Raw genomic sequence first — 14,472 nt, forward strand, 5'->3', positions numbered from 1 at the left:
CTTATCGATGAGTAATTATTTATTTTGCATATTACTGGTTTGCCCATTGATATAATTCAGCAACAACTTCAGGTCGACTAAATGTTTCAGGTATGGGCTCTTTTGTTTGCAAACGCCGTCTTACCTCGGTACCTGAAATAAGAACACGATCATCACTGTCATGTGGGCAAGTTTTGCTTGATGCCATACCTGCACATTTATGGCAATAAAATGTCCAGTCAATTTTGATTGGTTTAATGAGTAAATCTTCATCCCGTAATTGGGTAAAAATATCTTGTGCAGCAAACGGCGAATAATAATTACCGACACCGGCATGATCGCGACCGACAATAAGATGGCTACAACCATAGTTTTGTCTAAAAAGGGCATGCAGTAACGCTTCTTTTGGACCTGCATAACGCATATCTAAAGGATACCCAGAATGAACAACGGAATCAGGCACAAAGTAATTATAAATTAGCGAATTAATAGCTTTAAGACGAATATTTGCAGGCACATCACCTGCTTTCAAATTACCAAATAGAGAGTGAATAAGTACCCCATCAAAAAGCTCTAATACTGTTTTGACTAAATATTCATGCGAACGATGCATCGGGTTACGAGTTTGAAAAGCCGCGATTTTATGCCAACCTAATTGATTAAAACGTTCTCGTGTCTCTTGTGGTGTTAATGCATATTGACCAAATTGCGTTTTAAAACCATTATCATGGAAAACACGCACTTTACCGCCTAAATTAACAGGTGGCTGAGCCATAAGCATCGCAACGCCAGGATGACTTTGATCGGTTGTTGTAAACACCTGCATCGCTTCAAATTGCTTATCTGGTCGATAAATACTATCAACATTCAAAATACCAATTATCTGCCCATCGGGTGTTTTAAGGGTAATATCATCACCCAATTTTAAGGTATCAGCTTGAGCATCGGTCACGGATACTGTGATAGGAATTGGCCAAAAAACACCATTTGCTAAATGCATATTATCGCAAACACTGCGCCAATCTTCTTCCCGCATAAAACCATACAGTGGCGTAAAACCACCAACTCCTAACATCACTAAATCCCCAGCTTCACGACTTGATAGCGTAATTGCGGGTAGATTTTTTGCATAATGCTGTAATGCCAATCGATCATCGTCTTTAACAAGAAGTGGTTGTAACTGGTCACTGGCGTGAGGAGGGATCAAGGCCATAATGTTTCCTTACCTATCTAGTTTTTATTAAGCTTAATTAAAAACGATTATCGACAAATAAGGAAATATCAATTTTACATACCATTATGCGATTTACGCATATTCATAAATTGGTTTAGGTTTGTAATGGTTAAAAATAATTTTTTAGATGTAACTATCAAATATTGATTCATTTTTTTACACTAACTCAGAATTTTGTGAGGCAGATCACAAAAATAATACGATATTTATAATATTTTCTCACTTATTACATTTATTTCTTCTGTGTTAATGGATATTAAACAATTACAACAAAAAATTACTAATATCACTATCTGGAAAAAAGGCGATCAGCGGGCTCCACATAAACCTTTATTATTGCTTTATGTATTAGCACAATATAAGCAAGGTCATGATCGCTTGTTTGATTATGAAAAAGAAATTGAAAAACCTTTACATGATTTACTCACTCGGTTTGGTCCTCAACGTAAACACTATTATCCCAATATGCCTTTTTGGCGTTTGAAAAATGACGGTTTTTGGCAACTCATTAATTTTGAAAACTGTACTAATCCAATTTTGCCAAGTAAAGAACCAACCAGCAAAACCCTTGCTTCACACCAAGTACTCGGTGGCTTTGATGAACAAACGTATAAACTGATAAAAACAAACCCTACCATTATTGATCAATTAGCAGGACAAATTTTAAGTCAGCATTTTACTGAAAGTGTGCAAGAAAACTTAATTAATCGATTTGGGTTTAATTTAATGGAATCCAATAAATACCGAGATCCTAAATTCAGACAAATCGTATTACGTGCATACAACTATCAATGTGCCATCTGTGGTTACGATTTAAGGCATGACTCAGTATCAATCGGCCTTGAAGCTGCTCACGTAAAATGGAAACAACACGGCGGACCATGCATTGTAAATAATGGTTTAGCACTTTGTTCACTACATCATTCCGCTTTCGATATGGGCGCTATCGGGCTTGATTGTAATCTAAAAATCAAAGTATCAAGTGGGGTAAATGGAAACCACATAGTTGAAAAACTCTTTTGGGATTTCGACGGCAAAAACATCTTACTACCTCGAATGAAAAGCGATTATTTACATGACAGATTTATTGAATGGCATGTTAGAGAAGTGTTTAGGGACTGAGGGAAAGAACACTAATGGACAAAATAAAAAATCTAATGTCTGGAGTTATTCTAAATAATAAACAATTCTGAAGGTGGAGGATACAATTGATAATACAGTAGCACTATGTCCTAATTGCCATCGAAAAATGCATATTGTCAAAGATATAGATGATATTAATAAATTGAAAAAAATGCGAATTTAAGGGGGCGAGAAATCACTTTAAAAGATGAATAAAATTATTAATGTTGTTGCTGCAGTAATTATTAAAAACAATAAAATTCTTTGTACTCAACGGGGTAACACTAAATATTTAGCGTATAAATGGGAATTTCCTGGTGGAAAAGCTGAATCTGGCGAACAATTAGAAGATGCTCTCATTCGGGAAATAAAAGAAGAATTAGGTTGTAGTATCTCGATCAAAAAATATTTATTAACAACAGAACATCATTATGATTTTGGCACAGTTAAAATTAACGCTTTTCTTTGTCAGCTAATTGATAATGATCCAATATGTTTAGAACATAATAAGATTTGTTGGTTAGATAGTAATGAATTAAACGATCTAGATTGGGTGCAGGCTGACTTACCGATTGTTTATTTTTTGACTAAATAGTGTCACGATGTGTAACATAAATTAATTTTTACAAAGAATAGAAGAAAAATAATAAGTTTCTGTAATTTGAATTATTTTAGTTGAATTAAATCTGTTAATAAGTAAAGGAAAGACAATCATACATGGCAAAAAAAATATCGGCATATGCTAAAAATAAACAAGGCGAATATATTTTGAATCAGCATAAACCATCTCAACTTAAAAAATTTTATATTTGGAATGTGTTAAAAATGAAACAAGAATCGCCAGAGGAGTATGAAAAGTTAACTTTTTATAGCACTCAAGCAGATAAGCAGTATAGAGCTAGAATGACACCAGTAAAAAATGGTTTTTTTAGGTATATTGAAAATATGAAAGGAGGTAATAATGAAGATGGAGATAATGAGTCAATTTCTCATTCAACTGCAATATCAGTTTTATCGGAACTCAGTGAGATTACATTTGTTATAGGTAAAAAGAGCTACCAATTAAAATTCACGGAATTTCTTATAGAACCTCGCTTACAATTTGAAAATAGAAATGTCTATTATCCGGATCTAATTGGTTGTTTTTCTTCTAAATGTGATTTAGCTGAAAAATGGAATGGAAAAGTTGCTATCGAAGTTGCTGTTAATCATAAATGTGAACAAACAAAAATAAAAGATTTTTTTGCACATAACATCCCTATCATAGAAGTTACTCTCACAAAAAAAATGATTTTTTTAAAAGAATTTCAAAACAAAAGTTATGATAGTGAGGATTTAGAAAAATACTATGATTTTTTAAAATCAAAATTTAAAGATCACGTTTACGGCAATATTCTTTCAGATCCTATTCCTGCCAATTATTATGTTGAAGAGTTAAAATTAAAACAAATAGAATTAAATAATATTATAAGTATTAACACAGAATTGAACGAATCGAATGAATCATATAAATTGGAGCTTGATAAAAAACAAAGTTTATTAAATGAATTTACAACTAAGATAAATGATTTAAGTAGAGAAAATTACAATTTACATAATTTATTAAAACAAAATGAAGAATCGAATAACAAACTAAAAAATAAAATAGAAATAATTGAATCAATGAGCTTTTGGGAAAAACTAAGATATTTATTTAAGTTAGATTGATTTTAATACAAAAAAACATAAACAAAACCCAGTAAAAACACCAATGAAAAACACCCAAAAATTATTACTACTTATCACGCTTAGCTTTCCTATGGTGAGTAGTGCTGACTGTGAAAAATGGATTGATTATTTACTTGAAAAATACCATTCTTCTCGCGAGAGTGATAAGGCAATTTGTAAGATCTGGCCTGCTGATGAAAGTAAAACAATTGTGGTTTTACCGTTTCCTCATGAGATCGAAGGGACAATTTTTTATGATCTTGATGTGTTGCTTGTGGATACGCAAAGTGGTGAATTAATTGCTCATAATTGGCAACAGAATGCGTTTGTTAGTGATGCTATTGAATTAAATAATTTTGAAATCGATACGGCTCGTTATCAACTTAATAATGAATCTCGGGCTTTTGGTGTTCGTGCCAATTCTGCAAATGGTTCTCCTTATGTTCCCATTTCTCAACAAGTAATTAATCTTTATGTGCAACAAAAGGAAAAATTGAATCGTGTTGTTAATAAGTTGGTGTTAAAAAACTTTAGTGGTGAATGGAATGATTGTGATGGTGAATACAATAGCCGTAATGCTGTTTTACTATTAGGAAAAAATACGACCAATAATTATAAAGATCTGATTGTCTCATATAATGAACAAAAAGAAATTGGTAAAAAAAATAGCGAAGGGGAATGTATTGAAGAGATAACTAAATCAGCAAAAAGAAAATATACATTACATTATAATGGTGTTGAATATCCTCTACCCGAACCAGTATATTAATATCTAAGTAACCAAGATTCTCTACTTCCATCAAAACGTAAAATGGACAGATTCTATTTTGAATATTCTGTCCTTTATTTTTAACTTCATAACTGATTATTTTAGAGTTTATTTATTTCATATCTTAATACATTAAAACAATTAATTAACTTAACAGTTATTCTGTGATGGTGATTGAGATCTAGTTCACAATTCTTCTAAATCAAAATTGACTCAGTATCTATTGTATGTTTGTATGTTAATTGAACAGGCATGTGACTGGTAAAGCAGGCAGGACCTAAATAAATTGTATATGCGTAGCTGCATTTTACCGTTTATCTAGGTCTTGCTTTTTTTTTACCACGAACAAGAGCAATAGGAGATAGTAATGGATTATCAAAAAATAGCCGTAACCATTCTAGATAATATCGGTGGTAAAAGTAATATAGCGCATTTAGAGCATTGTGCGACAAGACTAAGATTCACCTTAAAAGATGATAATCTAATTAATCTTCCTGCTTTAGAAAAAATCGAGGGTGTTATAGGCGTACGGCAAAACGTTCAATGCCAAATTATTATTGGTAATGATGTATTTGAAGTTTATAACGAAATTATTAAATTAATCGGAAACATTAACGTAAATAGTGCTAATAATCAGCCTAATAGCAAGAAAAAAATAAGTGCTATTTTACTCGATTTTCTTGTTTCTATTTTTCAACCGTTAATTCCAGCAATTGCTGGCGGTGGTCTGTTGAAATCTTTTGTAATATTGTTTGCTATGCTTGGATTGATGGATGAGAATGGATCCAATTATAAAATTTTACAACTAATTGGTAGTGCACCTTTATATTTTTTACCCATTCTTGTCGCATTTACCACCGCTAATAAATTAAAAGTAAATCCGCTGGTTGCAGCTTCTGCCGTAAGTACTTTAATCCTCCCTGATATGGTGGTACTACTAAAAAATGACAGCACACTCTTCTTTTTACCTTTAGAGAATATTAATTATGCATTCCAAATATTTCCTGCGATTTTAACGATCCTTTTTTATTCTGTTGTTGAAAAATTTTTTACTAAATATTCATTTAAAGTTATTCGTCTCTTTTTTGTCCCTATGATGAGTTTAGTCATTACCGTACCTGTCTCTTTACTATTACTTGGTCCTCTTGGATACAATGCAGGTGTGATATTTTCTAAATTTATTATATTTTTTTATACCCATTTTTCATGGATTACAACAGGATTGTTAGCTGCGGTACTTCCTTTTATGGTTGTGGCGGGCATGCATAAAGCAATGCTTCCTTATGCCATTGATGCAATGGGTAAAACAGGATGTGAAATGTTATATATGCCGGCTTCTTTGGCACACAATATTGCTGAGTCAGGGGCTTGTTTTGGCGTAAGTATTAAAACTAAAAATAGTAAATTAAAATCGGTTGCTCTATCCGCTGGAATATCGGCTCTTTTTGGTATTACCGAACCCGCACTATATGGTGTGACAATCGTAAATAAAAAAATTCTTTATAGCGTGATGACTGCTGGATTAATTGGTGGGGCTTTTGCTGGCATTATTTTACTAAAAGCATTTGTTCTTGTTGGTCCCGGTTTAGCCAGTATGACCATGTATATTGATAAAGACAATGCGATGAACATAGTCTGGGCTTTTGTCACTTTTGGAATATCCTTTTTAGTCGCATTTATCCTTTCTGCCATATTTTTCACAGATAGTATTGATGCAGATGATGAAAACTCAAATAACAATACCAAAAATACCATTAACGATGAAGCTCTAGAGATTAGAAGCCCAATTAGTGGCAAAGCTATACCGATACATGACATTAACGATAATGTTTTTTCAACAGGAATTGTTGGTCAAGGCTTAGGTATTATTCCTAACGAGGGATTTTTAAAATCACCCTGTAAAGGGATTATCTCTATGATATTCCATACTAAACATGCTCTAAGTATTAAATTAAATAATGGTGCAGATCTGCTTTTTCATATAGGAATCGATACAGTAAAACTTGATGGTGATGGATTTGAGACACTGGTTAATGTTGGCGATATTGTCGATATTGGTGATGATTTAATTAAATTCGATATCAACAATATTAAAAATCATCAATTGGATCCTACCGTAATTTTTTTAGTCACCAATCCTGATGACTATACTATTTCTACTTTTAATGAAAACAAACAAGTAACTAACGATGATATTGTTCTAAAAATAAAGCCGAAAATATTAAGCAAAGGAGAGTAACATATGAAAAATTTAGCATTCCCAGATAATTTTTTATGGGGCGGGGCGATTGCCGCTAATCAGATTGAAGGCGCATGGAATATTGACGGCAAAGGACTTTCTGTTGCGGATATGGCAACGTATAAACCAAATGTTGATGTCAAAGATTATGCTGCGCATGTGGCGGTAACCAGTGAGGGTATAATGACCGCGATAAACGATCTTTCTGATAAAAATTACCCCAAACGACGAGGCATTGATTTTTATCATCGCTATAAAGAAGATTTAGCGCTCTTTGCTGAAATGGGATTTAAGACATTACGCTTATCCATTGCTTGGACAAGACTGTTTCCTACTGGCGAGGAACTTACGCCTAATCCTAAAGGAGTTGAATTTTATAAAAATGTCTTTAAAGAGATGAAACGACTTTCAATAGAGCCAATCGTTACGTTATCGCATTATGAAATGCCGATAGCATTAAGTATTAAATATAATGGTTGGGTAAAACGTTCAGTGATTGATGATTTTGTCCGTTTTTCAACAGCTTGTTTTGACCATTTTGGGGATTATGTAAAATATTGGTTAACCTTTAATGAAATAGACAGTATTTATCGGCATCCTTTTACAACGGCTGGAATTATTCCTGATAAATGTAAAGACGGACAGCTTGAACAAGATATCTATCAAGCTTTACATCATCAATTTGTAGCAAGTGCACTGGTTACCAAAATCGCCCATGAAAAAATCCCAGATTGTAAAATAGGCTGTATGCTCACCAAATTAACCACTTATCCATTGACATGTAAGCCTGAGGATGTGGAATTGACGTTACAAAAAACGTTAGACAATTACTTTTATACAGATGTGCAAATTAAAGGCGAATATCCAAAACTTATATTGACCTATTTACAACAAAAAGGAATTGATATTAAGTTTGAAGAGGGCGATCGAGAAATACTTAAACAAAATACCGTCGATTTCTTATCTTTTAGTTACTATATGTCAAAGGCTGAATCTACCAATCCGGATGCTGACCGCATACCCGGTAATACAATTATAGGTGTTAAAAATCCTTATTTAAAATCCACTGAATGGGGCTGGCAAATCGATCCAAAAGGACTAAAAATTTCACTTATTGAACTCTATGACCGCTATAATATTCCAATGATGATTGTCGAAAATGGGATTGGCGCAATTGATAAGTTAGAGGGTGACACCGTTCATGACCATTATCGAATTGAATACTTTAAAGAACATTTTAAACAAATGAAAGAAGCCATTGATGAAGGCGTGGATTTAATCGCTTATACCAGTTGGGCGCCAATAGATTTAGTCAGCGCCAGTACTTCGCAGATGTCCAAACGTTATGGTTTTATCTACGTAGATCAAGATGATGAAGGGAATGGAACTTTAGCCAGATTTAAAAAAGAGTCATTTTATTGGTATAAAAAAGTGATTGAAACCAATGGTAAAGCTATTTACGATTAATAGCTGGAGAACAAACAATGATTTTGGTGGTAAAAGTATTAAACTCTAGTGTCGTTTTAGTTGAAGAAGAGGGTATCGAAAAAATCGTATTAGGGAAAGGCATTGGTTTTGGTAAAAAACCAGGAGATACCATTGATGATGAGCGAGTGGATAAAATATTTTTAGAAAAAAATATTAAACTTTCCTATATCACCGATTTAGCGAAAGAAGTCCCTTTTCAATTTTTTCAGATAACCAAAGAAATCATCACATTAGCTGAAAACAACTTAAACAGAAAACTGAATAATAATATTTATTTAACACTGACAGATCATATTTACTTTGCGGTTGAACGAGTTAAACAAGGTCTGTTTATACCTAATAAATTATATTGGGAAATAAAGAATTATTATCCGCAAGAGTTTAATATCGCCAAGCAAGCTATTGAGTTACTCAACGCAAGATACAATCTCACTTTTCCTGAAGAAGAAGCGAGTAATATTGCATTTCATCTCATTAACGCTCAAACCACGACCGCACAAAATCTTAATACGTTTCAATATGCCAAAATGATAAATTCAATAGTGAATTTGGTGAAATATTCCGTTGGTGTGCCAATAGATACCTCATCAATTCACTATACCCGTTTTATTACTCATATTAAATTTTTTGTAGAACGATTTTATGCCAATAATCAATTACAAGAAGATAATAACGATCTTTATGAACAAATATCCTCACTTTATCCTTACGCGATGCATATTGCGCAGAAAGTAAAACAATACATCGATCAAACTTATCATAGCTCAATATCCGATGATGAGGTGGTCTATTTGGGGATTCACATTAACAGACTAATACGCAATACCAAATAATATATATCACTTAGTCACGTAAAGTTGAGATCTAAATTTTTTACTAAAAAGTTGCTTTTGCTATTATTAGCTTTACCGATATGAATAGGTGATTTTAAAACAGGATATATTCATAAATTGCCATCTAAATAATATAGTGATCTTTATGAAATAACGTTATTAAAAAATGTAAACAGTTAAGATGCATTGACTCCTCTAAAGTCATTATTAGTAATGGATACAGTTAGATCAAACCTTGCTCAAATTCTCTGTAAAATCATTTATATAAATCTAAATTAAACAAATCAATCTTTTGATATTATTATTCTACATAATACAATGTATAATCGTTTTAATTAAAATTGATATTATTAATACTCTGATATTTAACATTAATTTATCTAACGGTGTTACTAACTAATTTAAGGAAAGACTATTATTGATAGTTTGATAATATTAAGGAGTTGGAAAGTGTTACATGCAGTTATTAAGAAAAAAAGCCATTACCTGCTAAAAAAACAAAATAATATTAGAAAAATACCTCGAGAAGACATCATTACCTCCACAATATTTGGTCCGCTACGTTATTTTGAAGATCAAGATATTTACTACTTTATTAGGTCTATCGCCGGCATTGAAAATAATTTAGATGATAATAATAAGTTACAGGTTGAAGCTAACATTGATTTTTGGCCATCTAAAATAGCTACTTTTAATAATGAACGTAGAAGTTGTGAACCTGATATTGTCTTCAATTTCGACGTGAATGGCAAAAATGAAATTTATATATTTGAGTTAAAATGGGGCGCTTATTCTTTTTCAGAAGATCAAATTGAAAGAGAGTGGCAGTTTTTTAAATCGACAAAAGAGGATGGAACATCTTATTTAATCTATTTAGCTAATTATGTTGATACGTTTAATGCTATTAAAGCCAGTAAAAATAAGAATTGGAAAAGTTTAACGTGGTTAAATTTTTTACATAAAATAAAAGAAAATAAGCATCAAAGTCATAATCCAAAATTAAAGCATTATTTAGCTGATTTAATCAGCTTTTTGGATTGTTTAGATTTTAGAGCATTTAATTCTTTCACTCATCTAAACCTCAAAATAGATCCTGACTTAAAAATTAATTATCATTTTCGAAATATTGGAACTGATGTATCTTCATCTAACATTTAATTGGAGTGGTCAATAATGGAAAATAATATTACACGCACACAAGGTATAGCAATTACGAATGCATTAAATGAGTACAAAAAATTTACTGAAGAAGTCGAGGTGTTAAAAAGTACTATTTCAGATAAAATCAAAGCCTATTTTGATAAAAATGCTAAGCAATACAAAATAGATTCGACAAAATACACAACTACAACGTTTAACAACGATTGGTTTTGTGAGTGGATTAGCTTAAGTGTTCCGATTTCAAAGATAAATGCCAAAACAGGAACAAAACCTTATGGCTATTTGAGCTTTCAATTGTGTTTTAGTGGCGAAACAGTTTTTCATAAAGCAATAAATGAAAAGCCTTTTCCATTAATTCATATTATTTTTTGGGAAGATATGGTATATAAAGAGTCATATTTTAGATACCCAGTAAGTAAAAAAGAATATTTTGAAGACTATTCTGGTAAATTTATTTTTATTGATGATGAAAATAAATATGTCTTATCTCCTCATTACGATAAGCTTAAATATATCAATTGTTGGACTTATAGTGTTGAGCTTATGAGGATCAATTCCGACAATATTGAAGATATATTATTTAAACCAGCTATTGAATTATTGGAAAGCAACCAACTTATCCTAAGTAACAATAAGGCGTTAGATGGTGTTATTATAAAATATCCACCTTTAGAAGACTTTATTATTGAATAAATATAATGAACAAGTAAATTAATAGTAATGAGCTAATTTTTAATTAATAAAACATAGCTATTGCTATTAATAACTAGCTTAAAAGTTGTAATTAATAAAGTTTAATACCCTTTTGTATTTGGAATAGTAAAATAAAAAATATTACTATTTTACCGAAATATTTTTATAAGATTTATATTATGTCTTAATACTTCTCTTTTTTAGATAAGTTTTCTCCTTTATCTGATAACAAATTGTGATATTGATGGTTTTGTGTTAGTTTCTTTGTCACTACCTACTTACTTTAGTTATTGACTTATCCAAGGTCTGTTTATGCCCAATTCATCTGCTAAAAAAGTCGCTTTTGCTGCTTTTATTGGTACCACAATTGAGTGGTATGATTTTTATATCTATGCGTTAGCATCAGTATTAATTTTTGGTCAGCTTTTTTTTCCGTCTGATAATCAATTTGTGCAAGTTTTAGGGACATTTGCCACCTTTGCAGTTGGTTTTTTATCACGCCCTTTAGGTGCAATTCTTTTTGGTCATATTGGTGATCGTTTAGGGCGCAAAAAATCGTTAATTATTACTTTACTGTTAATGGGAATTGCGACAACGTGCGTTGGTTTATTACCGTCTTATCAAGAAGCGGGAATCATTGCGCCGATACTGTTAGTTGCATTACGAATTTTACAAGGTGTTGCTGTTGGTGGTGAATGGGGGGGAGCCGTATTAATGGCGAATGAACATGCGCCAAAAGGGCTAAAAAACTTTTTTTCATCGTTTGCCCAGTGGGGTAGCCCTGCGGGTAATATTTTAGCATTATTGGTTTTTTCTTATATTATTGGTTTACCGATTGATCAGCTAATTAATAATAGCTATTGGCGCATTCCGTTTTTAGCCAGTTTTATTTTGTTAATTGTTGGTCTTATCGCTAGGGTTACCTTAACGGAATCACCGGTATTTATCGAATCATGCAAAAAACAAGCAAGCCTAAAAGAAAAAGAATCCGCGCCAATTATTGATGTGTTTAAACAAGCAACTCCAATATTGGTATTAGCCATTTGTGCCAATGTGCTGTCATTTAGTGGCATATTTTCTAATACACTAATGATTGGTTATACAACTATGGCTCTCGGCGTTGAAAAAAAGACTATCGTTGATGCGTTATTTTGGATAGCAGTCGTGCACTTTATTGCTCAGCCGTTTATCTCTTATTTTTCAGAAAAGTTTTCAGCAACGCGCTTTTTAATTGTTTCAGCCATTTTGGCCATGGCGTCAGTCTTTTTGTTATTTCCGATTATTCAGTCAGGAACTAAAATCAGCTTTATTGTCGGTATTTCGTTAAATGTGATTTGCTACAGTGGCTTTTATGGTGTGATAGCGGGTTATTTAAGCCGAATTTTTCCTGCCAGAATTCGCTATACTGGTCTATCGATGAGCTATCAAGGTTGCGCTGCCATATTTGGTAGTCTAATCCCAATGATAGGGGCATACATTATTTATACCTACAAGACTTATTGGTTACCACTCGCCTTATTTTATTGTGGTTTAGCATTGCTATCGATTATAAGTATCTATCTTTTAAGCAAATATCACTATTATGATGAGTAAAAGGCAACTATCTATGAAAACCGTTTTATCAATTCAATCTAATGTCGTGTATGGTTATGCGGGTAACAAAGTTGCTACATTAGCCATGCAATTACAAGGCGTTGAAGTCATGCCCATCCACACAGTGCAACTATCGAGTAATACGGTTTATCCCGATTATGATGGTATTGTACTGGGTGCTCAGCAAATTACTCGAATAGTAAACAGCTTAGAAAAAATCGGCGTTCTAAACTCAATTGATGCCATCATATCAGGATATATCGGCCTTGCCGAACAGGGCGAAGAGATCCTTGAAGCGGTAAAAAAAATAAAATACTATAACCCAAATGCCATCTATGTGTGCGATCCCGTAATGGGAGGAGACATTAATAAAGGCAGTTCGCTACCGCAAAATATAATTGATTTTTTTACTAAGCAGGCTATCAAACACGCAGACTATATCACACCCAATTTATTAGAATTGCAGTTATTGTCGAATATCGAAATTAAGACGTTTGACGATGTACAAATGGCAATCAAAAAGCTACAAAACAAATCAATCCAGGCCATATTAGTCAAAAACTTAGTCCATGCAGGCAAAACTACAGAATTGTTTGAAATGATTTTAGCTACACCATCACAAAGCTATCATCTTGCCCGACCATTATATGATTTTCCTTATCGTCCATTAGGTGTTGGGGATTTAATTTGCAGTTTGTTCACAGCCCATTTAGTTAATGGCAAATCACAACTAAACGCCTTTGAATTGGCCGCTAACGCTGCAAATCATGTATTAGCTGTGACAAAACAAAAAGATGCACGAGAACTGGCAATCATTGATGCTCAAGAGTGGATTAAACAGCCCGATTTACAGTACCGTGCAATAATGTTATAAAAAACAACTTCCAATTAAAATTATATTTAAGTTATCAATATAATTAATTGAAAATTAAAGAATTTATTAATTATGATTTAAGAATGGTTGATAATATGAAAGGAAAAATAGTCAGTATAAGTTTAATTGCAATCGCTTGGTTAGGAGCGGCCAGTACCGCCAATGGCTACGAAATTGATTGCCCAGCTAAAATCAACATCAAATTTGATCATCCTGAGCTGGAAAATATTCCTGAGGGCTGGCAAGTTTCGGATAAAAAAGATCGTAGCCTTGCGCTCAGTAGTCTTGGTGTTTATTCTGATGAACCCGTTAAATTATTTCAGTTAAAGCCTGAAATTGGAATTATTGATGGCAAAAAACATGATATCACTTGGCAAGTCAACTCGGTCTATGATGAAGGTGGCAACTACGTTAGTTGTAGCTATAATGGCGATGAAGTCCAATTGGTCAAAAAAATCGATTCATCGATGAAAAGCTGCTGGGCGGATTATTCAAATGATAAAAACCAAGCCATAAAAGCCAAACTTATCTGTAGTACGCGTGAATTACAAAAGGTGAAATAAATCTGGTTTTTTAATTTTAAATGCTTTGAATTTAAGTATCTTCAATAGTGTTTGTTATGCTTAGTCAGTTTGATAATTATCTTATCGTTTTATAAAATCGGAAAATTATTTAGCATATTTTAATAACATTTAGCTGTAGTTAATTAAGCCGATAATTTGGGTTGACCTGATCGATTAGATCTATGTGTTAAGTGAATAAATAACATAAACTCTAATC

13 protein-coding genes and 1 pseudogene are annotated in these 14,472 nt (G+C 32.5%); 13 read left to right on the plus strand and 1 reads right to left on the minus strand.

Going from position 1 to position 14,472, the window contains the following annotated elements; genetic code table 11:
• Positions 1 to 31 precede the first annotated feature (31 nt).
• The gene (gene sat, locus H3T96_RS10270) at positions 32 to 1,192 is read right to left on the minus strand and encodes a sulfate adenylyltransferase (RefSeq protein WP_144092543.1); all 1,161 of its coding nucleotides are present in this window, start codon (positions 1,190 to 1,192) and stop codon (positions 32 to 34) included.
• A 270-nt stretch (positions 1,193 to 1,462) separates the two neighbouring features.
• On the opposite strand from sat, the gene H3T96_RS10275 reads away from it, so the two are divergent.
• The 13 genes and pseudogenes from H3T96_RS10275 (at position 1,463) to H3T96_RS10335 (ending at position 14,255) form a co-directional block, all read left to right on the plus strand.
• Complete coding sequence (locus H3T96_RS10275) at positions 1,463 to 2,335, plus strand: phosphorothioated DNA-binding restriction endonuclease (protein WP_144092541.1); 873 nt, start codon at positions 1,463 to 1,465, stop codon at positions 2,333 to 2,335.
• 76 nt (positions 2,336 to 2,411) lie between these two features.
• Positions 2,412 to 2,519: pseudogene (locus H3T96_RS15075) on the plus strand (HNH endonuclease); the annotation flags it as partial.
• Positions 2,520 to 2,543: 24 nt separating this feature from the next.
• A complete protein-coding gene (locus H3T96_RS10285) occupies positions 2,544 to 2,930 on the plus strand; it encodes a (deoxy)nucleoside triphosphate pyrophosphohydrolase (protein WP_144092539.1) in 387 nt (128 codons plus the stop codon).
• Between the two features lie 122 nt (positions 2,931 to 3,052).
• A complete protein-coding gene (locus H3T96_RS10290; protein WP_144092537.1) occupies positions 3,053 to 4,042 on the plus strand; it encodes a hypothetical protein in 990 nt (329 codons plus the stop codon).
• A gap of 43 nt (positions 4,043 to 4,085) precedes the next feature.
• Positions 4,086 to 4,811, plus strand: a complete 726-nt coding sequence (locus H3T96_RS10295) for a hypothetical protein (protein WP_144092535.1) — start codon at positions 4,086 to 4,088, stop codon at positions 4,809 to 4,811.
• A gap of 367 nt (positions 4,812 to 5,178) precedes the next feature.
• Positions 5,179 to 7,050 (plus strand): beta-glucoside-specific PTS transporter subunit IIABC, encoded by a 1,872-nt coding sequence (locus H3T96_RS10300; RefSeq protein ID WP_144092533.1) that lies wholly within the window; start codon positions 5,179 to 5,181, stop codon positions 7,048 to 7,050.
• 3 nt (positions 7,051 to 7,053) lie between these two features.
• Positions 7,054 to 8,517, plus strand: a complete 1,464-nt coding sequence (locus tag H3T96_RS10305) for a glycoside hydrolase family 1 protein (RefSeq protein ID WP_144092531.1) — start codon at positions 7,054 to 7,056, stop codon at positions 8,515 to 8,517.
• Between the two features lie 17 nt (positions 8,518 to 8,534).
• The gene (locus H3T96_RS10310) at positions 8,535 to 9,371 is read left to right on the plus strand and encodes a PRD domain-containing protein (protein ID WP_144092529.1); all 837 of its coding nucleotides are present in this window, start codon (positions 8,535 to 8,537) and stop codon (positions 9,369 to 9,371) included.
• Between the two features lie 450 nt (positions 9,372 to 9,821).
• A complete protein-coding gene (locus H3T96_RS10315; protein ID WP_144092527.1) occupies positions 9,822 to 10,529 on the plus strand; it encodes a hypothetical protein in 708 nt (235 codons plus the stop codon).
• 15 nt (positions 10,530 to 10,544) lie between these two features.
• Positions 10,545 to 11,225 (plus strand): hypothetical protein, encoded by a 681-nt coding sequence (locus H3T96_RS10320; RefSeq protein WP_144092525.1) that lies wholly within the window; start codon positions 10,545 to 10,547, stop codon positions 11,223 to 11,225.
• Between the two features lie 312 nt (positions 11,226 to 11,537).
• A complete protein-coding gene (locus H3T96_RS10325) occupies positions 11,538 to 12,818 on the plus strand; it encodes an MFS transporter (protein ID WP_144092522.1) in 1,281 nt (426 codons plus the stop codon).
• 13 nt (positions 12,819 to 12,831) lie between these two features.
• Complete coding sequence (gene pdxY / locus H3T96_RS10330) at positions 12,832 to 13,692, plus strand: pyridoxal kinase PdxY (protein ID WP_025316694.1); 861 nt, start codon at positions 12,832 to 12,834, stop codon at positions 13,690 to 13,692.
• A 95-nt stretch (positions 13,693 to 13,787) separates the two neighbouring features.
• Positions 13,788 to 14,255: an STY0301 family protein gene (locus H3T96_RS10335; protein WP_144092518.1), complete on the plus strand. Its 468-nt coding sequence runs from the start codon at positions 13,788 to 13,790 to the stop codon at positions 14,253 to 14,255.
• Positions 14,256 to 14,472: the final 217 nt, after the last annotated feature.

Origin of the sequence: Gilliamella sp. W8136 (assembly GCF_016101285.1) — a bacterium.
Classification (GTDB): Bacteria; Pseudomonadota; Gammaproteobacteria; order Enterobacterales; family Orbaceae; genus Gilliamella; species Gilliamella apicola_N.